25 protein-coding genes are annotated in these 24,716 nt (G+C 71.3%); 10 read left to right on the forward strand and 15 right to left on the reverse strand.

The window, feature by feature from the left end; all coding sequences use genetic code 11:
- Positions 1 to 33: 33 nt before the first annotated feature.
- Genes ACE3Q2_RS05540 through ACE3Q2_RS05555 form a run of 4 tightly spaced genes read left to right on the forward strand, consistent with a single transcriptional unit; the run spans position 34 to position 2,678 of the window.
- Entirely contained in the window at positions 34 to 366 is a 333-nt protein-coding gene (locus ACE3Q2_RS05540) for a DUF2782 domain-containing protein (protein WP_374473319.1), read from the forward strand.
- Positions 363 to 878 (forward strand): TRAP transporter small permease subunit, encoded by a 516-nt coding sequence (locus ACE3Q2_RS05545; protein WP_374473320.1) that lies wholly within the window; start codon positions 363 to 365, stop codon positions 876 to 878. Before ACE3Q2_RS05540 ends, ACE3Q2_RS05545 begins: the two co-directional genes overlap by 4 nt.
- Entirely contained in the window at positions 875 to 2,257 is a 1,383-nt protein-coding gene (locus tag ACE3Q2_RS05550) for a TRAP transporter large permease subunit (RefSeq protein WP_374473321.1), read from the forward strand. The genes ACE3Q2_RS05545 and ACE3Q2_RS05550 overlap by 4 nt, the downstream gene beginning before the upstream one ends.
- Complete coding sequence (locus tag ACE3Q2_RS05555; RefSeq protein WP_374473322.1) at positions 2,250 to 2,678, forward strand: GNAT family N-acetyltransferase; 429 nt, start codon at positions 2,250 to 2,252, stop codon at positions 2,676 to 2,678. The genes ACE3Q2_RS05550 and ACE3Q2_RS05555 overlap by 8 nt, the downstream gene beginning before the upstream one ends.
- Here the strand turns inward: ACE3Q2_RS05555 and ACE3Q2_RS05560 are convergent.
- From ACE3Q2_RS05560 to ACE3Q2_RS05590, 7 genes are all read right to left on the reverse strand, one after another.
- Positions 2,675 to 3,583, reverse strand: a complete 909-nt coding sequence (locus ACE3Q2_RS05560; RefSeq protein WP_374473323.1) for a c-type cytochrome — start codon at positions 3,581 to 3,583, stop codon at positions 2,675 to 2,677. The two genes, ACE3Q2_RS05555 and ACE3Q2_RS05560, sit on opposite strands and share 4 nt — an antisense overlap.
- A 118-nt stretch (positions 3,584 to 3,701) precedes the next feature.
- Positions 3,702 to 4,799 carry a TRAP transporter substrate-binding protein gene (locus ACE3Q2_RS05565; RefSeq protein ID WP_374473324.1) on the reverse strand — a complete coding sequence of 366 codons (1,098 nt, stop codon included), beginning with the start codon at positions 4,797 to 4,799 and terminating at the stop codon, positions 3,702 to 3,704.
- 15 nt (positions 4,800 to 4,814) lie between these two features.
- Positions 4,815 to 6,995, reverse strand: a complete 2,181-nt coding sequence (uvrD, locus tag ACE3Q2_RS05570) for a DNA helicase II (protein WP_374473325.1) — start codon at positions 6,993 to 6,995, stop codon at positions 4,815 to 4,817.
- A gap of 52 nt (positions 6,996 to 7,047) precedes the next feature.
- Complete coding sequence (locus ACE3Q2_RS05575; RefSeq protein ID WP_374473326.1) at positions 7,048 to 7,683, reverse strand: TIGR00645 family protein; 636 nt, start codon at positions 7,681 to 7,683, stop codon at positions 7,048 to 7,050.
- Positions 7,684 to 7,702: 19 nt separating this feature from the next.
- Positions 7,703 to 7,921 (reverse strand): hypothetical protein, encoded by a 219-nt coding sequence (locus ACE3Q2_RS05580; RefSeq protein ID WP_374473327.1) that lies wholly within the window; start codon positions 7,919 to 7,921, stop codon positions 7,703 to 7,705.
- 76 nt (positions 7,922 to 7,997) lie between these two features.
- Positions 7,998 to 9,041, reverse strand: a complete 1,044-nt coding sequence (locus ACE3Q2_RS05585; RefSeq protein ID WP_374473328.1) for a trans-acting enoyl reductase family protein — start codon at positions 9,039 to 9,041, stop codon at positions 7,998 to 8,000.
- 1 nt (position 9,042) lies between these two features.
- Positions 9,043 to 9,840 carry an SDR family NAD(P)-dependent oxidoreductase gene (locus ACE3Q2_RS05590; protein WP_374473329.1) on the reverse strand — a complete coding sequence of 266 codons (798 nt, stop codon included), beginning with the start codon at positions 9,838 to 9,840 and terminating at the stop codon, positions 9,043 to 9,045.
- A 95-nt stretch (positions 9,841 to 9,935) separates the two neighbouring features.
- On the opposite strand from ACE3Q2_RS05590, the gene ACE3Q2_RS05595 reads away from it, so the two are divergent.
- A complete protein-coding gene (locus ACE3Q2_RS05595) occupies positions 9,936 to 10,697 on the forward strand; it encodes a glucose 1-dehydrogenase (RefSeq protein ID WP_374473330.1) in 762 nt (253 codons plus the stop codon).
- A gap of 15 nt (positions 10,698 to 10,712) precedes the next feature.
- The gene (locus ACE3Q2_RS05600) at positions 10,713 to 12,965 is read left to right on the forward strand and encodes a DPP IV N-terminal domain-containing protein (protein WP_374473331.1); all 2,253 of its coding nucleotides are present in this window, start codon (positions 10,713 to 10,715) and stop codon (positions 12,963 to 12,965) included.
- A gap of 16 nt (positions 12,966 to 12,981) precedes the next feature.
- On the opposite strand, the gene xth is transcribed toward ACE3Q2_RS05600, so the two are convergent.
- Entirely contained in the window at positions 12,982 to 13,767 is a 786-nt protein-coding gene (gene xth, locus ACE3Q2_RS05605) for an exodeoxyribonuclease III (protein WP_374473332.1), read from the reverse strand.
- A gap of 114 nt (positions 13,768 to 13,881) precedes the next feature.
- Here xth and ACE3Q2_RS05610 point away from each other — a divergent pair, with 114 nt between their 5' ends.
- Both ACE3Q2_RS05610 and ltaE read left to right on the forward strand, forming a co-directional pair.
- A complete protein-coding gene (locus ACE3Q2_RS05610) occupies positions 13,882 to 14,418 on the forward strand; it encodes a cytochrome b (RefSeq protein WP_374473333.1) in 537 nt (178 codons plus the stop codon).
- A gap of 15 nt (positions 14,419 to 14,433) precedes the next feature.
- Positions 14,434 to 15,453 carry a low-specificity L-threonine aldolase gene (ltaE, locus tag ACE3Q2_RS05615; protein WP_374473334.1) on the forward strand — a complete coding sequence of 340 codons (1,020 nt, stop codon included), beginning with the start codon at positions 14,434 to 14,436 and terminating at the stop codon, positions 15,451 to 15,453.
- Positions 15,454 to 15,485: 32 nt separating this feature from the next.
- Here the strand turns inward: ltaE and ACE3Q2_RS05620 are convergent, their stop codons facing one another.
- The gene (locus ACE3Q2_RS05620; protein ID WP_374473335.1) at positions 15,486 to 16,916 is read right to left on the reverse strand and encodes an MFS transporter; all 1,431 of its coding nucleotides are present in this window, start codon (positions 16,914 to 16,916) and stop codon (positions 15,486 to 15,488) included.
- Positions 16,913 to 17,452 (reverse strand): hypothetical protein, encoded by a 540-nt coding sequence (locus ACE3Q2_RS05625; protein WP_374473336.1) that lies wholly within the window; start codon positions 17,450 to 17,452, stop codon positions 16,913 to 16,915. The genes ACE3Q2_RS05620 and ACE3Q2_RS05625 overlap by 4 nt, the downstream gene beginning before the upstream one ends.
- A gap of 68 nt (positions 17,453 to 17,520) precedes the next feature.
- Between ACE3Q2_RS05625 and ACE3Q2_RS05630 the strand changes: the two genes are divergently transcribed.
- Entirely contained in the window at positions 17,521 to 18,489 is a 969-nt protein-coding gene (locus ACE3Q2_RS05630; protein ID WP_374473337.1) for a GNAT family N-acetyltransferase, read from the forward strand.
- Here ACE3Q2_RS05630 and ACE3Q2_RS05635 read toward each other — a convergent pair.
- Entirely contained in the window at positions 18,471 to 20,513 is a 2,043-nt protein-coding gene (locus ACE3Q2_RS05635; RefSeq protein ID WP_374473338.1) for a M3 family metallopeptidase, read from the reverse strand. The genes ACE3Q2_RS05630 and ACE3Q2_RS05635 overlap by 19 nt on opposite strands.
- Before the next feature lie 35 nt (positions 20,514 to 20,548).
- Positions 20,549 to 21,967, reverse strand: a complete 1,419-nt coding sequence (locus ACE3Q2_RS05640) for a coniferyl aldehyde dehydrogenase (protein ID WP_374473339.1) — start codon at positions 21,965 to 21,967, stop codon at positions 20,549 to 20,551.
- Positions 21,968 to 22,029: 62 nt separating this feature from the next.
- Between ACE3Q2_RS05640 and ACE3Q2_RS05645 the strand changes: the two genes are divergently transcribed.
- Complete coding sequence (locus tag ACE3Q2_RS05645) at positions 22,030 to 22,563, forward strand: gamma carbonic anhydrase family protein (protein WP_374473340.1); 534 nt, start codon at positions 22,030 to 22,032, stop codon at positions 22,561 to 22,563.
- Positions 22,564 to 22,576: 13 nt separating this feature from the next.
- Here ACE3Q2_RS05645 and ACE3Q2_RS05650 read toward each other — a convergent pair whose 3' ends face one another.
- Genes ACE3Q2_RS05650 through hemB form a run of 3 tightly spaced genes read right to left on the reverse strand, consistent with a single transcriptional unit; the run spans position 22,577 to position 24,661 of the window.
- A complete protein-coding gene (locus ACE3Q2_RS05650) occupies positions 22,577 to 22,828 on the reverse strand; it encodes a YkgJ family cysteine cluster protein (RefSeq protein WP_374473341.1) in 252 nt (83 codons plus the stop codon).
- The gene (gene aroE / locus ACE3Q2_RS05655) at positions 22,828 to 23,670 is read right to left on the reverse strand and encodes a shikimate dehydrogenase (protein WP_374473342.1); all 843 of its coding nucleotides are present in this window, start codon (positions 23,668 to 23,670) and stop codon (positions 22,828 to 22,830) included. Before aroE ends, ACE3Q2_RS05650 begins: the two co-directional genes overlap by 1 nt.
- 1 nt (position 23,671) lies before the next feature.
- Entirely contained in the window at positions 23,672 to 24,661 is a 990-nt protein-coding gene (gene hemB, locus ACE3Q2_RS05660) for a porphobilinogen synthase (RefSeq protein WP_374473343.1), read from the reverse strand.
- Between the last annotated feature and the right edge of the window lie 55 nt (positions 24,662 to 24,716).

Genomic DNA, 24,716 nt, shown 5'->3' on the forward strand with positions numbered 1-24,716 from the left:
CCATGCTGGCCGTCCCGCGTGCAGGAGCCCGCCATGAACGCCCTGATTCCCCTGCTGTTCGCCCTGGCCGCGCAGGACGCCGCGCCCGCCGCGGAAGCCCCCGCCCGCGAGGAAGCGCCCATCCCCGAGAAGGTGCAGGCCGCGCCCACCGGCGACGAACTGCCGGCGGTGAGCATCCGCACCGAGCAGAACGGCGACCGCGTCGAGGAGTACCGCCAGGACGGCCGGCTCTACATGGTCAAGGTCACGCCTGCGCGCGGCCGCCCGTATTACCTGATGGACACCGACGGCAACGGCCGCCTCAACCGCGACGACGTGGCCGACCACGTGTCGCCGGTGTACTGGACCCTGTACGAGTGGGATTGAGCCGCCTCGCCCCGGCCCTGCGCTGGGCCGACGCCGTGAGTGAAGCCGGTGGCCGCGTGGCCGCCGCGCTGGCGGTCGCGCTGGTGGCGCTGGCCTTCGGGCTGGTGCTGGCGCGGCATGCCGCCGGCGCGGGTTCGGTGGCGGCGCAGGAAGCGGTGCTGTGGCTGCACGCCTCGGTGTTCCTGCTGGGCCTGGCCTACGCCCTGCGCCACGGCGCGCACGTGCGGGTGGACGTGTTCTCGCAGCGCTGGGGCGCGCGCACCCGCGACTGGGTGGAGTTCGGCGCCGGCGTGGCGCTGCTGCTGCCCTTCTGCGCCTTCATCGTGGCGATGAGCTGGGACTACGTTGCTGCCAGCTGGGCCGCGCGCGAAGGCTCGCGCGACCCGGGCGGCCTGCCGGCCTGGTACCTGCTCAAGGCGCTGATCCCGCTGTCGGCGGGCCTGCTGTTCCTGCAGGGCCTGGCCGAAACCCTGCGCGCGCTTAGCCGCGCCCTCGCCCGCGGGGGCGCATGAGCCTGCACGACCAGCACGTCCTGATGCTCGTCCTGCTGCTGCTCGGCCTGCTGGCCGGGCTGGCCAGCGGCTTCCCGGTGGCCTTCGTGCTCGGCGGCGTGGCGCTGCTGGCCGCCGGTGCCGGCATCGTGCTCGGCAACTTCGACGCCAGCTTCCTCGAAGCCTTCCCGAACCGCGTGTTCGGCGTGATGAGCAACGAAACCCTGGTGGCGGTGCCGCTGTTCGTGTTCATGGGCGTGATGCTGGAACGCTCGCGCATCGCCGAGTCGCTGCTCGAGGCCGTGGCCGCGCTGTTCGGCCGCGTGCGCGGCGGCCTGGTGGTGGCCGTGCTGCTGGTGGGCGCGGTGCTGGCGGCGTCCACCGGCATCGTCGGTGCCACGGTGGTGGCCATGGGCCTGATCTCGCTGCCCACCATGCTGCGCCATGGCTACTGCCCGCGCCTGGCCAGCGGCGCCATCTGCGCCTCGGGCACGCTGGGCCAGATCATCCCGCCCTCGATCGTGCTGGTGCTGCTGGGCGACCAGCTCGGCAACGCCTACCAGCAGGCGCAGCTGAAGCAGGGCATCTACGCGCCGGAAACGGTGTCGGTCGGCGACCTGTTCGCCGGTGCGCTGGTACCCGGCCTGGCGCTGGTGGCGATGTACCTGCTGTACGTGCTGTGGGTGGCCTGGCGCCAGCCGGAGCGCGCGCCCGCGCTGCGGGAAGCGCAGCCGCGTTCGCTGGCGCAGCTGGCCAAGGCCATCCTGCCGGCACTCTCGCTCATCGGCCTGGTGCTGGGCTCCATCCTCGCCGGCTACGCCACGGCCACCGAAGCGGCGGCGGTGGGCGCGGTGGGCGCCACGGCGTTCGCGGCGCTGTACGGGCGGCTCGGCCTGCGCCGGCTGTTCGAGGTCGGCACCGAAACGGTGAAGGTGACGGCGATGGTGTTCGCCATCCTGGTCGGCGCCGCGCTGTTCTCGCTGGTGTTCCGCGGCTACGGCGGCGACGACCTGGTGCACGAGGCGCTGGCCTCGCTGCCCGGCGGCAAGTGGGGCGCCATCGTGGCGGTGATGCTGTTGATGTTCCTGCTCGGCTTCGTGCTCGATTTCATCGAAATCGTGTTCGTGATCGTGCCGATCGTCGGCCCGGTGCTGCTGGCGATGGGCGTGGACCCCGTCTGGCTGGGCGTGATGATGGCCATCAACCTGCAGACCTCGTTCCTGACGCCGCCGTTCGGGTTCGCGCTGTTTTACCTGCGCGGCGTGGCGCCGCCGGAACTTCGCACCGCCGACATCTACCGCGGCGTGCTGCCCTTCATCGTGTTGCAGTTGCTGGTGCTGGCGGCCGTGGCGGCCTTCCCTTCGCTGGCCACCGCCCTGCCGGACTACCTGTATGGATGAGCTTCGCATCAGCACCGACCCCGCCGACGTCGACCTCGACGTGGTCTACGGCTTCCTTCGCGAACACGCCTATTGGTGCGTCGGCATCCCGCGCGCGGTGGTGGAGAAGGCGGTGGCGAATTCGCTGTGCTTCAGCGCGCTGCTGGGCGGCCGGCAGGTGGGCTTCGCGCGCGTCATCGGCGACCGCGCCACCTTCGGCTACCTGGCCGACGTGTTCGTGCTGCCGGAGTTCCGCGGCCGCGGCATTTCGAAGGCGCTGATGGACGCGGTGGCGGCGCACCCGGAACTGACCGGCCTGCGCCGCATGCTGCTGGCCACGCGCGACGCGCATGGCCTGTACGCGGATTACGGGTTCACCCCGCTGTCGCGGCCGGAAAGCGTGATGGAACGCTACCGGCCGGACATCTACCGCCAGGGCTAGGCTTTCGCGGCCTTCGGCTGGCCGGGCTTCGCCGGCAGGCCGGAAAGGTGCAGCCAGAGCGCGGTCACTTCGTCGTCGGTCATCACGCCGTAGGTGCGCCAGGGCATGAACGGGTGCACGTCGCTGCCGTCCGGGCGCTTGCCCTCGCGGAACACGCGGGCGAAATCGGCCTGGCTCCAGCCGGCCAGGCCGTTGGCGTGCGGCGTCAGGTTCGAGGCCGGCGGCAGTTCCGGCGGCGTGCCGGGCACGCGCTGGCCGGCCCAGTCGGCGCCGTGGCAGCCCGTGCACACCTGGGCCAGGTAGGCGCCGTATTCCGCGGTGGGGCCCTGCGGCGGCGCGGTGCGCTGGCGCGGCGAATGGTCGAGCGTGGCGGCCGGCACCAGGTGCAGCTTGCCCAGCAGGTAGAGCACGCGGCCCAGCGGGCGGATCTCGGTATCGCCCGGGTGGTTGTCGGAATCGGGCAGCGCCTTCAGGTGCGCGACCAGCGCGGCGGTGTCGGCGTCGGTGAGGTTGGCGAAGTCACCCGAGGGCATCACCCGCAGCGGGCGGCCGTCGGGGCCGACGCCGTGGCGGATGGCGGCGGCCAGCTGGTCCACGTCGTAGCGGCCACGCAGCGCGGCGGGCGTGAGGTTTGGCGCCACCACGCGGGCCACCGGGCCGGCGTCGATGAACACCTTGCCGCGGCCGCCTTCGCCGTGGCACTCCACGCAGCCGGCCACCTGGTACAGGTGCGCGCCGCGCGCGAGTTCGGCCGCGTCGCCGGCCAGCACCAGCGGCGGGTCGGCCACCTCGTAGACGCGGGCCATGTCGGCCTCGGCCTTGAACCAGGCCACCGCGAACAGCAGGCCCACGGCCCCCACGACCACGCCGGCGGCGACGCCGACCCGCTTGAACCACTTGCGCATGACACGAACACCTCATTCGGGAAGTGGACGTTCTTTACGCGCGAATCGCCCCGGGCCGGCCGGGGCGCGTTCAGCGGCGATTCTGGCCTTATACGCCGAATCGTGACCTTTGGCAGGGTCAGCCGCGGGTGGCGTAGTACGCCTCTTCCGACACCGCGTGCCAGGCCTTGGCCTGGGCGCGGAAGGCGCGCATGGACTCGAGCGCCTTGCGCGCCAGCGGGTCGGCGGCGGCGGCTTCCTCGAGCACCTTGTCGGAGGCCTTGCGCAGGGCCAGCAGCACGTCGTCGGGCAGCTGGCGCAGCTCCACGCCGTGCTCGCGCACGAGCACGTCGAGCGCCTGCTGGTTGCGCGCGGTGAACTCGGCGAGCATCGCGTCGTTCACGGCGCGGCAGCAAAGGGCCACGATTTCCTGCAGGTCCTTGGGCAGGCTTTCCCAGGCGGCCTGGTTCACCATGCACTCGAGCGTGGGGCCCGGCTCCTGCCAGCCCGGGTAGTAGCAGTACTTGGCGGCGCGGTGCAGGCCGAAGGCCAGGTCGTTGTAGGGGCCCACCCACTCGGCGGCGTCGATGGCGCCCGACTGCAGCGAGCTGAAGATCTCGGCGCCCGGCAGGTTCACCGGCACGGCGCCGACGCGCGACATCACTTCGCCGCCCAGGCCGGGGATGCGCATCTTCAGGCCCTGCAGGTCGGCCAGGCCGTTGACCGGCTTGCGGAACCAGCCGGCCATCTGCACGCCGGTGTTGCCGGCCGGGAAGGGCACCAGGCCGAAGCGCGCGTACAGTTCGCGCCACAGCTCCAGGCCACCGCCCTCGTAGAGCCAGCCGTTCATTTCCTGCGCGTTGAGGCCGAAGGGCACGGCGCAGAAGAAAGGCGCGGCCGCGGCCTTGCCCTTCCAGTAGTACGCGGCCGAATGGCCCATCTCGGCGGTGCCGCGGCCGACGGCGTCGAACACCTCGAAGGCCGGCACCAGTTCGCCGGCGCCGTACACCTTCACCGCGAGCCGGCCGCCGCTGGCGGCGGTGATCATTTCGGCCAGCTTCGCCGCGCCCGAACCCAGGCCGGGGAAGTTGGTGGGCCAGGAGGTCACCATCTTCCACTGGAAGCGCTCGGTGGACGCCGATTCGCCGCCCTGCGCCGCCGGCTGCGCGCCGCAGGCCGCCAGCCCCGTCGCCACGGCCGCGAGGCCCGCGCCCCGCAAGAGTTCACGTCGTTTCATTTGCGTTCCTGTCCTTCAGGCGGGTTGGAGGTTGGCGTAGCCGAGCACGAGCCACTTGGCGCCGCCGGTTTCGAAATTGACCTGGATGCGGGCGTGGGCGCCACTGCCTTCGGCGTCCATCACCACGCCCAGGCCGAAGCTGGGGTGCATGACGCGCTGGCCCAGGCGCAGCGACAGGCCGGGCGCGGCGTCGAGCGCGGCGGCGCGCGGCGGGCCGAAGCCGGTGGGGCGGCTGACCTGCACCTTGGGGCGCACCTCGCGCAGCAGCGCCTGCGGGATTTCGCGCAGGAAGCGCGAGGGCGTGCCGAACATCTCCATGCCATGCAGGCGGCGCGATTCGGCGTAGCTGAGTACCAGCTTCTGGCGCGCGCGGGTGAGGCCGACGTAGGCCAGGCGGCGCTCTTCCTCGAGCCGCCCGCTTTCCTCCAGCGACTTGCCGCTGGGGAACAGCCCTTCCTCCACGCCCACCAGGAATACCTGCGGGAATTCCAGGCCCTTGGCGCTGTGCAGGGTCATCAGCTGCACGCCGTCCTCGCCGGCCTCGGCCTGGCCTTCGCCGGCTTCGAGCGCGGCGTAGCCCAGGAAGGCGACGAGCTCGCTCATGCCGGCCAGCTCCTCGTCGTCGGGGCGCTCGAAGCGGCTGGCCACCGACACCAGTTCGTCGAGGTTGTCCACGCGCGAATCCAGCTGGCCGCGCGATTCGGCGGCATAGTGCGCGCGCAGGCCCGAGGCGTTGATCACGTGGTCGAACTGCTCGTGCAGCGGCGAATCCTGGATGCCCGCCTCCAGCGAATCCATCAGCTCGATGAAGCCGCGCAGCGCGTTGCGCGCGCGGCCCGCCAGGCCGCCGGATTCCCCGGCCAGCACTTCGGCGGCGCGGAACAGCGGCATGGCATCCTCGCGCGCGTGCCGGCGCACTTCGTCCAGCGTCTTGCCGCCGATGCCGCGCGGCGGCGTGTTCACCGCGCGTTCGAAGGCGGCGTCGTCGCCGCGGTTGGCCACCAGGCGCAGGTAGGCCAGCGCGTCCTTGATTTCCATGCGGTCGAAGAAGCGCTGGCCGCCGTACACGCGGTAGGGCAGCCCGGCCTGCACCAGCTGTTCTTCCATGGCACGCGACTGCGCGTTCGAGCGATAGAGCACGGCGTTGTCGCCGGCGCTGCCGCCCTCGCGGATCCAGGCCTGGATGCGTTCGACCACGAAGCGCGCCTCGTCCACCTCGTTGTAGGCGGCGAAGAGGTCGATCGGCTCGCCCTCGCCGTCGGCGGTCCACAGCTGCTTGCCCAGGCGCTCGGGGTTGTGGGCGATGACCGCGTTGGCGGCGGCCAGGATGTTGCCGGTGGAGCGGTAGTTCTGCTCGAGCTTGAGCGTGCGCGCGCCGGGATAGTCGTGCAGGAAGCGCTGCACGTTCTCCACCTTGGCGCCGCGCCAGCCGTAGATGGCCTGGTCGTCGTCGCCCACCACGAACACCTGGCCCGTTTCGCCGGCCAGCACGCGCACGAAGGCGTACTGGATGGCGTTGGTGTCCTGGAACTCGTCGACCAGCAGGTGGCGGAAGCGCTGCTGGTAGTGGTGCAGCAGCGCGGGGTGCTCGAGCCACAGCTCGTGCGCGCGCAGCAGCAGCTCGGCGAAGTCGACCAGGCCGGCGCGCTGGCAGCGTTCCTGGTAGGCCTCGTAGACGCGCAGCATGGTGGAGCCGTAGAAGTCGCCGCCGGCCGGCTGGATGTGCTTGGGGCGGCGGCCCTCGTCCTTCTGCGCGTTGATCCACCAGGCCATCTGCCGCGGCGGGAAGCGGCCCTCGTCGAGCTCGAGGTCGGCGGCGATGCGCTTGAGCAGGCGAACCTGGTCGTCCTGGTCGAGCACCTGGAAGGATTCGGGCAGCCCAGCCTCCTGCCAGTGCAGGCGCAACAGGCGGTGCGCCAGGCCGTGGAAGGTGCCCACCCACATGCCCCGGCTGCCGTGGCGCAGCAGCGCCTCGACGCGGCCGCGCATCTCGGCGGCGGCCTTGTTGGTGAAGGTGACGGCCAGGATGCCGTGCGCCGGCACGCCGACGACTTCGTTGAGCCAGCCGATGCGGTGGGTCAGGACCCGGGTCTTGCCCGAGCCGGCGCCGGCCAGCACCAGCAGGTGGCCCGGCGGGGCCGAAACGGCCTCGCGCTGGGCGGTGTTGAGGTCATCGAGCAGGTGGGAGACATCCATGGCGCCATTGTACCGGCGCCACGGCGTTCCGGCCGGCGGAAGAACCGCCGGATCAGTGCTTCTTGCTGGCCGCCACCGACTGCGACATCAGCTTGTCGGTCCAGGCGATGCCGATGGCCGAGACGATGAAGGCCATGTGGATGATGGTCTGCCACATCACGCCGGTTTCGGTGACGGTGGTGCAGCCCTTGCCCTTGGCGCCCGCCTTGAGCATCAGTTCCTGCGCCAGCAGCCCGGCTTCGGTGTCGCAGATCGGCAGGCCGCCGATCATGCCGGCCTCGATGAAGGTCTTGAGCAGGTGGATCGAGGAAATGCCGATGATGGCCATCGCCAGCTTCACCTTCAGCACGCTGGCGTTGACGTGGCTCAGCCACTCCGGCTGGTCCGGGTGGCCGGCCAGGTTCAGGCGCGACACGAAGGTTTCGTAGCCGCCGACGATCACCATCACCAGCAGGTTGGAGATCATGACCACGTCGATCAGGCCCAGCACCAGCAGCATGATGCCCTGCTCGGTCAGCGTGTTCGCGTCCACCACCAGGTGGGTGAGCTCCTTGAGGAACAGGAACACGTAGACGCACTGCGCCACGATCAGGCCCAGGTACAGCGGCAGCTGCAGCCAGCGCGAGGCGAAGATCAGGGTGGGCAGCGGGCCGAGCTTCGGCGCGTTGGAGGGAACGTTGTTCGACATGGGTTTTCCGTGGGTTCGTTTATTTCTTGCTGGCGGCGCCGATCACCAGGGCCACCGCGCCGGCGCCCATCAGCACCCAGCCCAGGTTCACGGGCGGGGCCTTGGTGTCGGTCTTGGTCACTTCGATCGGGCCCATGTCCAGCACCTTCTCGGTGGACTGGAACTTGAAGACGCCGGCGGCGATCAGGCCACCGGCCACCAGCAGGATGACGCCGAGGATGAAGGCAGGCATGCGCATGGTCTGGCTCCCGGTTCGCCCGTGGGCGGGCCCGGCAAGGGTAGCGGCCGGGGCCGCGCGCGCCAAGCGCCGCCGTTCAGTCCAGGCGCACGCCCGGCAGCGACAGCACGTAGTCGGCGCCCATCAGCTTCGAGGGCGTGTAGTAGCCGCCGGCCGGCGCGGGGCCCTGGAGCAGGCGCTGCACGATGCCCAGCGCGGCGGTCACGGTGATGTCGTAGCCGTTGGGCGTGCGCAGGCGGCGCTTCAGCTCGTGGCCGGCGGCGTCGCGGGCCTCGCCCCAGACCACGCAGCCGGTCTTGCCGCGGGTGTTGTCGGACGGGCCGCGTACCTTCTTCTCCACCTGCTTCTTCAGCCAGGCCTGCACCGGGCCCAGGCCCAGCAGCGGGCCGAGCAGGCGAAGGCGGCGCAGGCGCGCGGCGGTGGCCGGCGGCACGCCCATGTAGACCTCGATGTCGGGGATGCCGGTGGAGACGTGCGCCGTGTACACGTCGCCCCAGGGGATGGTCATGGCGAATCGCTGCTCGCCGTCGCGCTCGAACGTGCGCGTCTTCCAGGCCAGCGGCACGCGCTTCACCACGCCGCCGATGCGGGCGCGCCCGCCCTTGCCCAGGCCTTCCACGCTGGTCTTGGCAGTGCCGGGGCTGGGCCCGCCGCCGGCTTCGAAGGCCAGCACCAGCGCGGTGGCGCCGGGCAGTTCGCGCTTGAGCTGGGCGGCCAGGCAATCAGTGGGCACCACGTCGAAGCCCGAGCCGGGCAGCACCACCACGCCCTTTTCGCGGGCGGCGGCGTCGTGCTCGTGGCAGAGCGCGAACACGTCGATCTCGCCGGTGATGTCGAGGTAGTGCGCGCCGACGTCGAGGCAGGCCTCGAGCATGGGCCGGCAGGTGGCCGAGAACGGCCCCGCGCAGTGCAGCACCAGGCCGATGCCATTGAGCCCCGTGCGCAACGCCGCCGGGTTGTCGAGCGCGAAGGCGCGCACGGCCAGGCCGTGCTTCTGCGCCAGTGGCTCCAGCGCGGCGGCGCTGCGGCCGGCGAGCACGGGCTTCAGGCCGCGCTTCACCGCTTCTTCCACCATCATCCGGCCGGTGTAACCGTTGGCGCCGTAGATCATCCAGTCCATGTCAGTGCCCCGCGCCCCGGGCCCGGACGAGCTTCAGGAGCTGCTTGAAATAAAGGTTCGGGAACCAGCGCTTCAGGCGCCAGCGCATGGGTTCGCTGCGCGTGGGCAGCACCAGGAACTCGCCGCGCTCCACCGCCGCGAACACGCGGTCGGCGACGCCCTCGAGCGTGTCGGGCGAGCTGGCCATCATGCGGTCGGCGAAGGCCTTGAGCCGCGGGTCGCCCTGCCAGCTCTCCAGCAGGTTGGTGCGGAAAAAGGCCGGGCACAGCACGCTCACGGTGATGCCCTTGTCGGCCACCTCGGCGCGCAGCTGTTCGCTCAGCGCCACCACCGCGGCCTTGGCCACGCCGTAGCTCATGATGCTGGGCGCGCCGGCCAGGCCGGCGAAGCTGGCGGTGTTGATGACCTGGCCGCGGCCGGCGGCGACCATGCCCGGCAGGAACAGCCGGCAGCCGCGCACCACGCCCAGCAGGTTGATCTCCAGCACGTTGCGCCACTCGGCCATGGTGGTGTCCACCATGGCGCCGCCGGTGGCGATGCCGGCATTGTTCACCAGCACGTCCAGGCCGCCCCATTCGCGGGCGATGCGCTCGTGCACCTGCTCCATCGCGTCGTCGCTGGCCACGTTGGCCGAGATGGCCAGGTGGCCTTCGCCGGGCAGCGCGGCGCGCGTGAGGTTGGCGCGGGCGGCGTCGAGGTCGACGCAGGCGACCTTGTCGCCGGCCCGCGCATAGCGGTGCGCCAGGGCCTGGCCCAAGCCGCTTCCCGCACCCGTGATCAGCACCCGCCGCTGCGCCATCCGTGCACTCCCCGTGAAGCCGGCCCTCGACGGGGCCTGTGCTAGATTTCCGAGCATAACAAGCCTGTCGTTAAACCCACGTCCCGGAGCTGCGCGTGACCGACCCCCTGTTCGACCTGTCCGGCCAGACCGCCCTGATCAGCGGCGCTTCGCGCGGCATCGGCGAGGCCATTGCGCACCTGCTGGCGGCGCACGGCGCCCATGTCATCTGCACCAGCCGCAAGCTCGACGGCTGCCAGGCCGTGGCCGACGCCATCCGCGCCGCCGGCGGTTCGGCCGAGGCGCATGCGGTGCACGTGGGCGACCCGGCCGCCATCGAGGCCCTGTTCGCCACGCTCGACGCCGCCGGCAAGCGCGTCGGCATCCTGGTCAACAACGCCGCCGCCAACCCGTATTTCGGCCCGGCCGTGGACATGACGCTGGATGCGTACGAAAAGACCGTCGAAGTGAACCTGCGCGGTTACTTCTGGACCACCGTGCAGGCCGCGCGCCGCATGAAGGGCCACGGCGGCGCCATCGTCAACATCTCCTCGGTGAACGCCGAGCGCGCCGCGCCCGGCCAGCTGGTGTACTCGATGACCAAGGCCGGCATCGTCAACATGACCGAGGGCTTCGCCAAGGAACTGGCGCCGCTGGGCGTGCGCGTGAACGCGGTGCTGCCGGGCCTGACCGACACGAAGTTCGCCTCGGCACTGACCGGCAACCCGAAGATCATGGACATGATGCTGCGCCTGATCCCGCTGGCGCGCGTGGCGCAGCCGGGCGAGATCGCGCCGGCCGTGCTGTTCCTCGCTTCCCCCGCCGCCTCCTACCTCACCGGCGCCGCGCTGCCGGTGGACGGCGGCTACCTCGCCTGAGCCCTGAAGAAAATGATGCGAACCCTGCTGCTGGCCGCCGCCATGACCCTCGCCCCCGCCGCCCACGCCGAGAAACTCACGCTCGAAGCCATCACCGGCGGCGCGCCGCTGTCCGGCCCCGGCCTGATGAAGCCGGCCATCTCGCCCGACGGCACGCGCGTCACCTTCCTGCGCGGCAAGGAAACCGACCGCTTCCAGCTCGACCTGTGGGAGTACCACGTGGCCGAAGGCGCCACCCGCCCGCTGGTGGATTCGGCCGTGGTGCTGCCGGGTGACGAGGTGCTGAGCGACGAAGAGAAGGCGCGGCGCGAGCGCCAGCGCATCGCTGCCTTCCGCGGCATCGTCGAGTACCAGTGGGCGCCGGATTCGCAGTCGCTGCTGTTCCCGCTGGGCGGCGAACTCTACCTGTACGACCTGCGTCCCGGCGTGGCCAACCCGGTGCGCAAGCTCACCTCGGGCACCGGCTTCGCCACCGACCCGAAGATCTCGCCCCAGGGCAAGTTCGTGGGCTTCGTGCGCGAGCGCAACCTGTGGGTGATCGACCTGGCCACCGGCCGCGAGCTGCAGCTCACCGACGACGGCGGCGAGACGATCGGCAACGGCGTGGCCGAGTTCGTGGCCGACGAGGAAATGGGCCGGCACACCGGCTACTGGTTCGCGCCGGACGATTCGGCGGTGGCCTTCGCGCGCATCGACGAGTCGCCGGTGCCGGTGCAGAAGCGCTACGAGATGTACGCCGACCGCACCGAGGTGGTGGAGCAGCGCTACCCGGCCGCGGGCGACCCGAACGTGCGCATTTCCCTGCACGTGGCCGACCTGGCCTCGATGCGCGCCGGCCAGCCGGGCGTGGACAAGCCGGCGAAGCTTTCGGTGGCGGACGTGGACCTCGGCCCCGAGGCCGACATCTACCTGGCCCGCGTGCAGTGGCGCGCGCCGGGCGTGCTCACCTTCCAGCGCCAGTCGCGCGACCAGCGCAGGCTCGAGCTGGTGGAAGCCACCCTGGCTTCCGGCAGGCAGCGCGTGCTGCTCACCGAAACCAGCGCCACCTGGGTGCCGCTGCACGACGGCCTGCGTTTCCTCGATGACGGCCGTTTCCTCTGGATCTCCGAGCGCAGCGGCTTCGAGCACCTGCAGCTGCACGCCGCCGACGGCGCCCTCGAGCGCGCGCTCACGGACGGCGAGTGGGTGGTGGACGCGCTGCTGGGCGTGGACGAAGCGGCCGGCCTGGCCTACATCGCGGGCACGAAGGATTCGCCGCTGGAGAAGCATGTGTACGCCGTGCCGCTGGCCGGTGGCGAGCCGCGCCGGCTGACCGCCGCGCCGGGCATGCACGAAGCCGCGTTCAGCGCGAACGCCGCGGTGTTCGTGGACCTGTGGTCGAACCCGGAAACGCCGCCGCAGACCGAGCTGTTCAAGGCCAACGGCAGCAAGCTGGCCACGCTGGTCGCCAACGACCTCGCCGACCCGGCGCACCCCTACGCGCCTTACCGCGCCGCGCACCGGCCGGTGGAGTTCGGCCAGATGGCGGCCGCCGATGGCGAAGTGCTGCACTACAGCCTGATCAAGCCCGAAGGCTTCGACCCGGCGAAGAAGTACCCGGTGGTGGTGTTCGTCTACGGCGGCCCGGCCGCGCAGACGGTGACGCGCGCCTGGCCGGGCCGCGCCGACGCGCTGTTCAACCAGTACCTGGCGCAGCAGGGCTACGTGGTGTTCTCGCTCGACAACCGCGGCACGCCGCGGCGCGGCGCGAAGTTCGGCGGCGCGCTGCATGGCAAGCAGGGCACGGTGGAGGTCGAGGACCAGGTGGCGGGCGTGGAATTCCTGCGCAGGCAGCCCTGGGTGGACCCGGCGCGCATCGGCGTGCACGGCTGGTCGAACGGCGGCTACATGACCCTGATGCTGCTGGCCAAGGCGTCCAGCCACTACGCCTGCGGCGTGGCGGGCGCGCCGGTGACCGACTGGGCGCTGTACGACACCCACTACACCGAGCGCTACATGGACCACCCGGAACGCAACCCGGCGGGCTACCGCGAGGCCTCCGTGTTCAGCCACCTGGACGGCCTGCGCTCGAAGCTGCTGCTGGTGCACGGCATGGCCGACGACAACGTGCTGTTCACCAACTCGACCAAGCTGATGTCCGAGCTGCAGAAGCGCGGCACGCCCTTCGAGCTGATGACCTACCCCGGCGCCAAGCACGGCCTGCAGGGCGCCGACGCGCTGCACCGCTACCGCCTGGCCGAGGCCTTCCTGGGCCGCTGCCTGCGCTGAGGGTTTTTCCCGGAAATCAGGGGGCGAGGTGCACCAGCGCCGGCGCGTGGTCGCTGGGGCGGTCCCAGGTGCGCGGCTCGCGGTCGATCTCGGCGCCGGTGCAGCGTTCGCGCAGGGCGTCGGACACCAGGCACAGGTCGATGCGCAGGCCCAGGTTCCGGCGGAAGCCGGCGGCGCGGTAGTCCCACCAGCTGAAGGTGCCGCCGTCGGCGTGGTGCAGGCGGAAACTGTCGTGCAGGCCGAGTTCCATCAGCCGGCGCAGCGCCGCGCGCTCGGCGGTGGAGGTGAGGATGCTGGCGTCGTTCCACACCGCCGGGTCGTGCACGTCGCGGTCGTCGGGCGCGATGTTGAAGTCGCCCATCACCACCAGCCGCGGGTGCGCCTTGATCTCGTCGGCGAGCCAGCCGTGCACGGCCTCCAGCCAGCGAAGTTTGTAGTCGTATTTGTCGGTGCCCACGTCCTGGCCGTTCACCACGTACAGGTTGACGATGCGCAGGTCGCCCACGGTGGCGGCGATGACGCGCTTCTGCTCGTCGTCGAAGCCGGGGATGCCCACCTGCACGTCGGCGGCCGGCTGCTTCGACACGATGGCCACGCCGTTGTAGGTCTTCTGCCCGGCGAACACGCTGCGGTAACCCAGCGCGGCCAGCGCGTCGTCGGGGAAGCGGCTGTCCTCGAGCTTGGTTTCCTGCAGGCCGACGATGTCGGGCTGGCGAAGCTTCAGCCACTCTTCCAGGTGCGGCAGGCGCACGTTGAGCGAGTTGACGTTCCAGCTGGCGACGGTGGTGGTGTTGGCGTCCATGGCGCGAATGCTAACCGTTCGCGCGAAGGCGGGCGAATGCTTGACCGGCGTCAATGCCTTCGGTGAACGTGGGCGCATGCTGGAGCCTGCCCCCGCCCGCCCGGAGCCCCGCCGATGAACGCCCAACGTCCCCGCTACGCCCCCTCCCGCCGCGCCCTGCACTGGCTGATCTTCCTGGCCGTCGTGGCCGCCTTCGTCTTCATCGAAGGCCGCGAAAACTTCGACCGCGGCACCCCGGCCCGCCTCGCCATGGTGCAGGCGCACTTCTGGACCGGCCTGGCCATCCTGGCGCTGATGCTGCCGCGCCTGCTGCTGGCCTTCTCGCGCCCGGCGCCGGCGGTGTCGCCGCCGCTGCCCGCCTGGCAGGCGGTGCCGGCCAAGGCCCTGCACCTGCTGCTCTACGCCATGCTGGTGGCTCAGCCGCTGCTCGGCCTGTTCACGGCCTGGACCGACGGCAAGGACATCTTCATCCCCTTCACCAGCGTGGCCCTGCCGGCGCTGATGGCCGAGAGCGAATCGCTGGCGCACCAGTTCGAGGACATCCACAAGCTCGTCGGCGACGCGTTCTACTGGGTGGTGGGCCTGCACGTGCTGGCGGCGCTGTACCATCACTTCCTTCGCCGCGACGACACGCTGCGCCGCATGACCTGACGAGGGAAGGATTCGATGGATTGGGTGGACCTGCGCAGCGACACCGTCACCCGGCCCACCGCGGCCATGCGCCAGGCCGGCTTCGCGGCCGGGGTGGGCGACGACGTGATGGGCGACGACCCCAGCGTGAATGCCCTGCAGGCCCGCCTGGCCGGCGAACTCGGCTTCGAGGCCGGGCTGTTCGTGCCCAGCGGCACGCAGAGCAACCTGCTGGCGCTGATGGCGCACTGCGAACGCGGCGACGAGTACCTGGTGGGCGCGGACGCGCACACCTACAAGTACGAAGGCGGCGGCGCCGCGGTGCTGGGTTCGATCCAGCCGCAGCCGATTCCGCACGCTGCCGACGGCACGCTGCCGCTGGAGGCCGTCGCCGCGGCCATCAAGCCGCTGGGCGACCCGCACTTCGCCCGCACCCGCCTGCTGGCGCTGGAAAACACCTGGCACGGCCGCCCGCTGCCGCTGGACTACCTGGCGCGTGCCGGTGAGCTGGCCCGCAGCCGCGGCCTGGGCTTCCATCTCGACGGCGCGCGCCTGTACAACGCCGCCGTCGCCTGCGGCGTGCCGGCGCGGGAGATCGCGCGGCATTTCGACAGCGTGTCGGTGTGCCTGTCCAAGGGCCTGGGCGCGCCGGTCGGCTCGGTGCTGGTGGGCTCGAACGAACTCATCGGCAAGGCCCGGCGCTGGCGCAAGGTGCTGGGCGGCGGCTGGCGCCAGGCCGGCCTGCTGGCGGCCATGGCCAGCCACGCGCTCGACCACCACGTGGCGCGCCTGGCCGATGACCACCGCCGCGCCGCGGAACTGGCCGACGCACTGCGTGCGATCCCCGGCCTGTCGGTCGAAGGCGCCTTCACCAACCTGGTGTTCGTGACCGTGCCGGAAGGCAAGCGCGAGGCGCTCACCGCGCACATGGCCGGCCACGGCATCCGCATCGCCGGCGGCTACGGCACGCGCATCCGCCTGGTGACGCACCTCGACGTCGACGACGCCGGCCTCGCCCGCACCCTCGCGGCATTCCGCGAGTTTTTCGCTGGCTGACGCCACGCGTCGCCAGCTCCTGCAGGAGCGGCCTAGGTGGCGGGGCGCTGCGCGGCTTTCGGTTCCGCCACTTCCTGGCCGGCCTGCGCGCGGCCGGCCATTTCGGCGCCGGCGTCGCGCGGCAGCCGGAACATCACCCAGGCCGAGAGCGCCGAAATGGTGCCCACGGTGAGGAAGGCCCAACCGAAGTTCGCGGCGTCGGCGTAGTCGTGGCCGGTGAGCGCGCCGGCCACCTGCAGCGCGTAGCCGCCGATGGCCACGCCCAGCGCCAGCGAGAACTGCTGCATCATGCCCGACAGGCTGCTGGCCTGGCCCATGCGCGCCTGGTCCACTTCGGCGTAGCTGATGGCGTTGAGGCTGGTGAACTGCAGCGAACGGAAGCAGCCCGACACCAGCAGCACGCCCATGATGAGCCAGTGCGGCGTGTCGGCGCGGAACAGCCCGAAGCCCGCCAGCATGGCCGAAGCCAGCAGCGCGTTGATCCACAGCACGCGCCGGAAGCCGAAGCGGCGCAACACCGCGGCGGCGATCGTCTTCATGAACATCGCGCCCACCGCCGACACGAAGGTGAGCAGGCCCGAGGCCAGCGGGCTCAGGCCGAAGCCAAGTTGCAGCATCAGCGGCAGCAGGAAGGGCGTGGCGCCGATGCCGATGCGGAACAGCGTGCCGCCCAGCACGCCGGCCCGGAAGGTGGGCAGCTTCAGCAGGCCCAGGTCGATCAGCGGGTGCGGGTGCCGCCGCGCGTGCCACACGTAGGCCGCCATGCCCGCCAGCCCGATCGCCAGGCAGGTGGCCGCCACCGGCGTGGACACCATGTGCCGGCCCAGGGTGGAAAAACCGAACAGCGCCAGCGCCAGGCCCAGGCCGGAGAGTGCGAAGCCGGTCCAGTCCAGCGGCTTCACCGGTTCGCGCAGGTCGGGCACGTAGCGCCGGGCCAGCACCAGGCCCAGCGCGCCCATGGGCAGGTTGATCAGGAAGATCCAGCGCCAGTCGCTGTAGGTGGCGATGAAGCCGCCCACCGGCGGGCCGATGATGGGCGCCACCAGCGCGGGAATGGTGAGCCAGCTCAGGGCCTGCACCAGTTCGTTCTTGGGCACGGTGCGCAGCAGCACCAGCCGCCCCACCGGCACCATCAGCGCGCCGCCCATGCCCTGCAGGAAACGCGCCGCCACCATCTGTTCCAGGCTGCCGCTGGCGGCGCAGCCGACCGAGCCCAGCAGGAACACCGCGATGGCCGCCATGAAGGTGCGCCTGGCGCCGAACCGGTCGGCCACCCAGCCGCTGACCGGGATGAACACGGCCAGCGCCAGCAGGTAGGCGGTGAGCGCCAGCTTCAGCGCGATGGGCTCGGTGCCCAGGTCGGCCGCGATCGCCGGCAGCGAGGTGGCGATGGCGGTCGAGTCCATGTTCTCGATGAACAGGGCGCAGGCGACGATCAGGGAGAGGCGGCGGCCGGGGTTCATCGGTCGAGATGCGGGTGGTCGATCAGGTCCCGGATGAAACGCATGGCCCGCTCCTGGTCGCCCGGCCGCAGTTGCCGGCCTTCGTCGCGAGCCCGGACCGTCATCGGCCATTGGTCCGCAAGGTAGTCCGAGATCGCCACGGCCATCCAGCCCAGGGCGGCGCAGTCGCTGCGGAGAAAAGGGGCCAGCGCTTCAACGAAAACCCACTGGCTTTCCGTGGGGAACTGGTCCCTCCGCGTGTGCTGGCCCTCCAGTGCCCAGGCCTTGCGCAGGGCGACGCCCATCCGGCTCTCGTCGCCCAGGCGGGTGGTTTCGTACAGACCATCCAGGGTTGAGGCGCGCGACGCTGGTCCTGCGGCCCACTCATTGAGCAATGCCGCCCATTGGGCCGGGCAGACCGAGTACTCGCTGAAAGGTTCGCCCAGCTCCTCGCCTTGCGGCACCGAAGGGACCGACGCGATTGGCGTGAGGGGGGTGCCGGCACAGGCCGCGAGCAGGGAAAGCAGGCATAGCGGCGGCAGCAAGCGGGGTGTCATTCGGCCTATTGTCTTCGGTCTGGCTACGGATTTATGTTAGCACTTACGCAATACCTGCCGAGACAGCCATGAGCTTCCTTTCCGAACAGGGCACCTTGGCCCTGGCGAGCCGCCTGAAGGCGCTGAGCGACCGCAGCTACGACCTGGTGGACCAGATCTACCGGGAGCACGGCATCGGCCTGCAGGCGCGCTGGTTCCCGGTGCTGCGGCTGCTGCAGCAGCGCGGGCCGATGGCCGTGGGCGACATCGCCCGCGAGGTGGGGCTCACGCATTCGGCCGTGAGCCAGCTGGCCAACAAGCTCACCCGCGAAGGTTTCCTGGCGCGCCAGAAGGGCGGCGACCGGCGCCAGCGCGTGCTGGCGCTCACGCCGCGGGCCGAGGAGGAACTGCGCCGCGCACGGCCGCTCTGGCAGGCCATGCGCGCCAGCGTCGAGCGCCGCATCATGGACACCGGCGTCGACCTGCTCTCCGCCCTGTCGCAGTACGAAGCCAGCCTCGACGAACGCCCGCTGCCCGCCGACGTGACGCGGCGCGTGCGCGCGCTGGAAACCGCCGAGCTGCGCGTGATGCCGTTCGCGCCCGAACTGCGCGAACACTTCTACCGGCTCAACGCCGAGTGGCTGGCCAAGTACTTCAAGATCGAGCCCATCGACCACGCGGTGCTGTCGGAGCCGGAGAAACACATCCTCGCGCCCGGCGGCAGCATCCTGTTCGCGCTGGTCGGCGACGAAGTGGTGGGCACCTGCGCGCTGATGCCCGACGGCCCCGGCGTGTACGAGCTGACCAAGATGGCGGTGACCGGCGGCCACCAGGGCCTGGGCATCGGGCGCAAGCTGATGGAAGCGGCCATCGCCGAGTTCCACCGCCTCGGCGGCAGCGAGCTGTTCCTGGAATCGCAGCGCCGCCTGCAGCCCGCGCTCAAGCTCTACGAGAGCGTCGGCTTCGAGATGCAGCCGGGCGTCAAACCCGGCAGCCACTACCAGCGCGCCGACGTCTACATGATCTACCGCGGCGCGCCTCAGGCCGCCAGGCCGTAGGAGCGGAGCAGGGCTTCGGGGTCGGGTTCGCGGCCGCGGAAGGCGACGAAGCTTTCCAGGGCCGGGCGCGAGCCGCCCACCGCCAGGATCTCGCGGCGGTAGCGGGCGCCGGTGGCGGCGTCGAACACGCCGGCCTCCTCGAAGGCCGAGAAAGCGTCGGCGCTCAGCACTTCCGCCCACAGGTAGCTGTAGTAACCGGCCGAATAGCCGCCCGAGAAGATGTGCGTGAACGCGTGCGGGCCGCGGTGCCAGTGCGGCGGCTTCACCACCGCCACCTCGTCGCGCACCTCGGCCAGCAGCTCCAGCGTGCGTGGACCGCGCACCGGGTCGAATTCCAGGTGCATGCGGAAGTCGTACAGCGCGAACTCCAGCTGGCGCACCAGGAACAGGCCGGCGTGGAAATGCCGCGCCTGCAGCATCTTCGCGTACAGCTCGTCGGGCAGGCGCGCGCCGGTCTGCCAGTGCCTGGCGAACAGGTCCAGCGCCTCGCGCTGCCAGGCGAAGTTCTCCATGAACTGGCTGGGCAGCTCCACCGCGTCCCACTCCACGCCGCTGATGCCGCCCACGCTGGGCCAGTCCACTTCCGTGAGAAGGTGGTGGATGCCGTGGCCGAACTCATGGAACAGCGTGACCACGTCGTCGTGCGTGAGCAGCGCGGGGGCATCGCCGGAAGGCGGGGGAAAATTGCACGTCAGGTAGGCGACGGGCTTGTGCTCAGCGTCGCCGTCGCGCAGGCGCGAACGGCACACGTCCATCCAGGCGCCGCCGCGCTTGCCGGCGCGGGCGTAGTGGTCGAGGTAGACGCCGGCGCGCACGCTGCCGTCGTGGTCCACCACGTCGAAGTAGTGCACGTCCGGGTGCCAGGCCTCCACGCCCTCGCGCTCCACCAGGCGCATGCCGAACACGCGCTCGGCCACGGTGAACAGACCCTGCATCACCGCCGGCAGCGGGAAATAGGGCTTGAGGTCTTCCTCGCTGAAGGCGAAGCGCGATTCGCGCAGCTTCTCGGAGGCGTAGGCCACGTCCCAGGGCTGCAGGTCGGGAATGCCCAGCGTGGCGGCGAAGGCGCGCAGCTCTTCCAGCTCGCGCTGCGCCACCGGCCGCGCCTTGGCCGCCAGTTCGCGCAGGAAGCCCAGCACGCGCTCCGGCGTGCCGGCCATCTTGTCGGCCAGCGACACGTGCGCGGCCGAGGCGAAGCCCAGCAGCTGCGCGGCCTCGTGGCGCAGGGCCAGGATGCGGCCGATGCGCTCGCTGTTGTCGAAGCGGCCGGCGTGCGGGCCCTGCTCGGAGGCGCGGGTGTTGTAGGCGGTGTAGAGCTCCTCGCGCAGCGCGCGGGCGTCGGCGAAGGTGAGCACCGCCTGCACCACCGGGCCCTTCAGCGTGGCCAGGTAACCTTCGGCGCCCTTTTCCTGCGCCATGGCGCGCAGCAGGCCGCGGGCCGAGTCCGGCAGGCCCGCCAGCTCGTCCTCCGGCACCGGACGCGACCAGGCGTCGGTGGCGTCGAGCACGGCTTCCTCGAATTCGGTTTCCAGCTTGCTCAGTTCGTTCTGGATGGCCTTGAAGCGCGAACGCGCCGGCTCTTCCAGTGCCACGCCGCTGAGCTCGAAGCCGCGCAGGCTGTCTTCCACCAGCGCGCGGCGGGCGCGGTCGAGCGCGGCGAATTCCGGCGCGTCGTGCAGGGCCTTCACCGCCGCGTACAGGCCGCGGTTCTGGCCCAGTTCGGTGCCGTGTTCGGTGAGCTTCTCCAGCGCCTCGGAATAGGCCTCGCGCAGCGCCGGCGAATCCTTCACGCCGTGCAGGTGCGACACCGGCGAGAAGGTGCGGCCCAGCTTTTCCTCCCAGCGTTCGAGCGGCGCCATCAGGCGGGCGAAGTCGCGGGCCGTGGGATCGGCCACCAGCCGGTCCACTTCGGCGCGGAAGCCGGCCAGTACGTCGTCGATGGCGGGGTTCACGTGTTCCGGCGCGATGGCGGAAAACGCCGGCAGTTCGGCGTCGGCGAGCAGGGGGTTGGTTTTGATGTCCATGGCTTCACAGATGGCGGCGCGCGCCGCCGTTTCAATCAGCGGGTGAGGAACTTCACCACGAAGTCGGCCAGCTTCCGGTAGGGCGGGTCGAACACGAACATGCCGTTCAGGCGCGGCTGGTACAGCACCGGCATCGGCTTGCTGAAGGCCAGGAAGCCGGCCTCGCCGTGGTACTGGCCCATGCCGCTGGGGCCCACGCCGCCCACGGGCAGCTCGTGCTGGCCGAAGTGGATGAGCGTGTCGTTCACGCACACGCCGCCGGCGACGATGGCGTCGAGCGTATGGCGCAGGCGCGCGCGGTCGCGGTCGAAGGGGTAGAAGGCCAGCGGGCGGTCGCGGCCCTGGATGTAGGCGATGGCCTCGTCATGGCTGTCGTAGGACTTCACCGGCAGCAGCGGGCCGAAGATTTCCTCCTGCATCACCTTCGCGTCGTCCGGCGGATCCAGCAGCACCGTGGGCGGGATCACCTCCACGCCCGGCGGCGGCGATTCGCTGTCGGGACGGTGCTGCACCACGCTCACGCCGCGCTCGCGGGCGTCGTCGAGCCAGGCGCGCAGGCGGTCGGCCTGGCGGTGGTTCACCACGGCGGTGTAGTCGGGGTTGCCGGCCAGCGTGGGGTAACGCCGGCGCAGCGAGGCGAGGTAGGCGCGCACGAACTCGTCGCGCTGCGCGCGCGGCACCAGCACGTAGTCGGGCGCCACGCAGGTCTGGCCGCCGTTGAAGCACTTGCCGGCGGCGATGCGCTCGGCGGCATGCTCCACCGGGTAACCGGGCGCGATGAGCGCCGGCGACTTGCCGCCCAGCTCCAGCGTCAGCGGCACCAGGTTCGGCGCCGCGGCCGCCATCACCGCGCGGCCCACCGTGGTGGAGCCGGTGAACACCAGGTGGTCGAAGGGCAGGCGGGTGAAGGCCGCGCCCACCGCGGCGTCGCCCAGCACCACGGAAACGCGCTCGGGCGGGAAGACTTCGCCGATCAGCCGCGCCAGCAGCTCGGCCGTGCGCGGGGTGTGCTCGGAGGGCTTCACCAGCGCGTGGTTGCCGGCGGCGATGGCGTCGGCCAGCGGGATCAGGGCCAGCTGGATGGGGTAGTTCCAGGGCGCCACGATGCCCACCACGCCCAGCGGCTGGCGGCGGATCTCGGCGCGCGCGGGCAGGAACGCCCAGTTCACGCCGCGGCGCTCGGGGCGCATCCAGCCGCGCAGCTTGCGGCGCAGGTAGGCCACCTCGTCGAGCGTGGTCATGATGTCCGCGGCCAGGGTTTCGTGGCGCGAACGGCGGCCGAAGTCGGCCGAGACCGCCTTCACCAGGTCGTCCCGGTGCCGGCGCACGGCCTCGCCCAGCTTCCCCAGGTCGTCCATGCGCTGGCGGTAGCCGGGCGGCTGGCGGCGGTGGGCGGCCCTCAGCTGGGCCAGCAGGGGGCGCAGGTCGTCGTCGGGGTGGGCGGGGGTGTCCATCGGATCATCTTACGACCAAGCACCGTAAGGCGGGCGCGAATTCCCGGGGGTAGAATCGGCCCATGAACATCCGACCCTTCCGGGGCATCCTGCCCACCCTCGGCGCCCGGGCCTACGTGGACCCGGCCGCCACCGTCATCGGCGACGTGCACCTGGGCGAAGACAGCTCGGTGTGGCCCGGCTGCGTCATCCGCGGCGACGTGAACCACATCCGCATCGGCGCCCGCACCAACGTGCAGGACGGCACCATCATCCACGTGACGCACGACGGCCCCTACACGCGGCCCGACGGCTTCCCGACGCTCATCGGCGACGACGTCACCATCGGCCACGGCGCCATCATCCACGCCTGCACCATCGGCAACGCGGTGCTGATCGGCATGGGCGCCACCGTGCTCGACGGCGCCGAGGTGATGGACCACGGCTTCGTGGGCGCCGGCGCGGTGGTGCCGCCCGGCAAGAAGGTGCTGGCCGGCGAGCTCTGGCTGGGCAACCCGGCCAAGCCGGTGCGCCACCTTTCCGACAAGGAAATCGAGCAGCTGTACTACAGCGCCAAGCACTACGTGCGCCTGAAGGACGAGTACCTGGCGGGCTGAGCCCCGCCGCGGCTCAGGCCGTGGCCCGCTCCAGCGCCAGCAGGCCGGCCAGGGCTTCGTCGCGGTTCGCGCCGCACATGCCGTCGGACGGCCGCAGCGAAGCGCACACGGCCGGCCGTTCCGGCGAGCCGAAGATGAGGCAGCGGTAGTCGTCGCCCAGCTGCACGCAGGGCATGCCGGCGGGTTTGCCGTGCGGCATGCCCGGGATGGGCGAACTGATCGAGGGCGCGATGCAGCAGGCGCCGCAGCCGGCCCGGCAGTCCATCAGTCGGCGGTGTGCAGGGCGTCGGCGCGGGCGCTGAGCGAGGCGTACACCGGGTCGGTGTCCGGGCGCCGGCCGTGCCAGATCGCGAAGCTTTCCGCCGCCTGCTCCACCAGCATGCCCAGGCCGTCCACCCGCGTTTCGCAGCCGGCGGCCTGCGCCCAGGCCAGGAACGGGCCCGCGGCTTCGCCGTAGCTCAGGTCCACGGCCAGGGTGCGCGCGGTGGCCAGCGTGAACGGCAGTTCCAGCGGCGAACCGCCGCGGCCGGCCGAGGTGGCGTTGACGATCATGTCGAAGGTGCCCAGGTTGCGCAGGTCGGCCCAGTAGCGCGAATGCACGCGGCCGGGCTCGCCCATGGCATCGACCAGCGCGTCGGCCTTCTCGGGCGTGCGGTTGACCACCCAGAGCTCGTCGATGCCGGCGTCGAGCAGGGCCGGCGCCACGCCGCGGGCGGCGCCACCGGCGCCCACCATCAGCACGCGGCGGCTGCGCAGGTCGAGCCGGCGGCGTTCGGTGAGGTCGTGCACCAGGCCGATGCCGTCGGTGTTCTCGCCATGCCAGCCATCGGCGCGGCGGGTGAGCGTGTTGGCGGCGCCGGCGCGGCGGGCCCGGTCGCCCAGCTGCGTGCACAGGGCCAGCGCGGCTTCCTTGTGCGGCAGGGTGATGTTGGCGCCGAGGCCGCCGGTTTCGGCGAAATGGGCCAGCGCGCGCTCGAAATCGGCCGGCGCCGCGTCGACGGCGGCGTATTCCATGGGAATGCCCAGCTGGCTGCCGAAGGCGGCGTGGATGCGCGGCGACAGCGAGTGCACCACCGGGTGTCCGAACACGGCGTAACGGGCGGTCATGTCATTCCTCCTTGAGCCAGCGCGCCGCGTCGAGCGCGAAGTAGGTGAGCACGCCGTCGGCGCCGGCGCGCTTGATGGCGGTGAGCGCCTCGAGCGCGCAGGCACGTTCGTCGAGCCAGCCGTTGAGGGCGGCGGCCTTGAGCATCGCGTACTCGCCGCTCACCTGGTAGACGAAGGTGGGCGCGCCGAAGTGGTCCTTCACACGACGCACGATGTCGAGGTAGGGCAGGCCGGGTTTCACCATCACCATGTCGGCGCCCTCGTCGAGGTCCAGGCCCACTTCGCGCAGGGCCTCGTCGGAGTTCGCCGGGTCCATCTGGTAGGTGTACTTGTTGCCCTTGCCCAGGGCGCCGGCGCTGCCCACCGCGTCGCGGAAGGGGCCGTAGAAGGCCGAGGCGTACTTGGCGCTGTAGGCCAGGATGCGGGTGTTGAGGTGGCCGGCCTCTTCCAGCGCCTCGCGGATGGCGCCGATGCGGCCGTCCATCATGTCGCTGGGCGAGACCACGTCGGCGCCGGCGTCGGCGTGCGAGAGCGCCTGCTTCACCAGCGCCTCCACGGTGTCGTCGTTGGTGACGTAGCCGCTGGCGTCCACCAGGCCGTCCTGGCCGTGGCTGGTGTAGGGGTCGAGCGCCACGTCGGTGATCACGCCCAGCTGCGGGAAGCGCTGCTTGAGCGCGCGGATGGCGCGCTGGGCCAGGCCGTTTTCGTCCCAGGCGGCCACGGCGTCGAGCGACTTGGCCTCGGGCGCGGTGACCGGGAACAGCACCAGCGCCGGGACCTTCAGCTCCACGGCCTGCTCGGCGGTGCGCAGCAGTTCGTCGATGGACTGGCGCTCGACGCCGGGCATCGAGGCCACCGGCGCGCGGCCGGAAAGTTCGTGGATGAAGACCGGCAGGATCAGGTCGTCGGCGCTGAGCCGGTGCTCGCGCATCAGCCGGCGGGAGAAATCGTCGCGACGCATGCGGCGCATGCGGGTGTACGGGAAGGCCATGCCTCGGCTCCTCGGAAAGGATGCGTCCATGATACGCCCCCCGGCCCGGCGGCTA

Origin of the sequence: Arenimonas sp. (assembly GCF_041913985.1) — a bacterium.
Classification (GTDB): domain Bacteria; phylum Pseudomonadota; class Gammaproteobacteria; order Xanthomonadales; family Xanthomonadaceae; genus Arenimonas.

Bases quoted from the DNA above. Each gene is read 5' to 3' on its own strand.
- ACE3Q2_RS05540 (WP_374473319.1), top strand. From the start codon at position 34: ATGAACGCCCTGATTCCCCTGCTGTTCGCCCTGGCCGCGCAGGACGCC.
- ACE3Q2_RS05550 (WP_374473321.1), top strand. From the start codon at position 875: ATGAGCCTGCACGACCAGCACGTCCTGATGCTCGTCCTGCTGCTGCTC.
- ACE3Q2_RS05555 (WP_374473322.1), top strand. From the start codon at position 2,250: ATGGATGAGCTTCGCATCAGCACCGACCCCGCCGACGTCGACCTCGAC.
- ACE3Q2_RS05560 (WP_374473323.1), bottom strand. From the start codon at position 3,583: ATGCGCAAGTGGTTCAAGCGGGTCGGCGTCGCCGCCGGCGTGGTCGTG.
- ACE3Q2_RS05565 (WP_374473324.1), bottom strand. From the start codon at position 4,799: ATGAAACGACGTGAACTCTTGCGGGGCGCGGGCCTCGCGGCCGTGGCG.
- uvrD (WP_374473325.1), bottom strand. From the start codon at position 6,995: ATGGATGTCTCCCACCTGCTCGATGACCTCAACACCGCCCAGCGCGAG.
- ACE3Q2_RS05575 (WP_374473326.1), bottom strand. From the start codon at position 7,683: ATGTCGAACAACGTTCCCTCCAACGCGCCGAAGCTCGGCCCGCTGCCC.
- ACE3Q2_RS05580 (WP_374473327.1), bottom strand. From the start codon at position 7,921: ATGCGCATGCCTGCCTTCATCCTCGGCGTCATCCTGCTGGTGGCCGGT.
- ACE3Q2_RS05585 (WP_374473328.1), bottom strand. From the start codon at position 9,041: ATGGACTGGATGATCTACGGCGCCAACGGTTACACCGGCCGGATGATG.
- ACE3Q2_RS05590 (WP_374473329.1), bottom strand. From the start codon at position 9,840: ATGGCGCAGCGGCGGGTGCTGATCACGGGTGCGGGAAGCGGCTTGGGC.
- ACE3Q2_RS05600 (WP_374473331.1), top strand. From the start codon at position 10,713: ATGCGAACCCTGCTGCTGGCCGCCGCCATGACCCTCGCCCCCGCCGCC.
- xth (WP_374473332.1), bottom strand. From the start codon at position 13,767: ATGGACGCCAACACCACCACCGTCGCCAGCTGGAACGTCAACTCGCTC.
- ACE3Q2_RS05610 (WP_374473333.1), top strand. From the start codon at position 13,882: ATGAACGCCCAACGTCCCCGCTACGCCCCCTCCCGCCGCGCCCTGCAC.
- ltaE (WP_374473334.1), top strand. From the start codon at position 14,434: ATGGATTGGGTGGACCTGCGCAGCGACACCGTCACCCGGCCCACCGCG.
- ACE3Q2_RS05620 (WP_374473335.1), bottom strand. From the start codon at position 16,916: ATGAACCCCGGCCGCCGCCTCTCCCTGATCGTCGCCTGCGCCCTGTTC.
- ACE3Q2_RS05625 (WP_374473336.1), bottom strand. From the start codon at position 17,452: ATGACACCCCGCTTGCTGCCGCCGCTATGCCTGCTTTCCCTGCTCGCG.
- ACE3Q2_RS05630 (WP_374473337.1), top strand. From the start codon at position 17,521: ATGAGCTTCCTTTCCGAACAGGGCACCTTGGCCCTGGCGAGCCGCCTG.
- ACE3Q2_RS05635 (WP_374473338.1), bottom strand. From the start codon at position 20,513: ATGGACATCAAAACCAACCCCCTGCTCGCCGACGCCGAACTGCCGGCG.
- ACE3Q2_RS05640 (WP_374473339.1), bottom strand. From the start codon at position 21,967: ATGGACACCCCCGCCCACCCCGACGACGACCTGCGCCCCCTGCTGGCC.
- ACE3Q2_RS05645 (WP_374473340.1), top strand. From the start codon at position 22,030: ATGAACATCCGACCCTTCCGGGGCATCCTGCCCACCCTCGGCGCCCGG.
- ACE3Q2_RS05650 (WP_374473341.1), bottom strand. From the start codon at position 22,828: ATGGACTGCCGGGCCGGCTGCGGCGCCTGCTGCATCGCGCCCTCGATC.
- aroE (WP_374473342.1), bottom strand. From the start codon at position 23,670: ATGACCGCCCGTTACGCCGTGTTCGGACACCCGGTGGTGCACTCGCTG.
- hemB (WP_374473343.1), bottom strand. From the start codon at position 24,661: ATGGCCTTCCCGTACACCCGCATGCGCCGCATGCGTCGCGACGATTTC.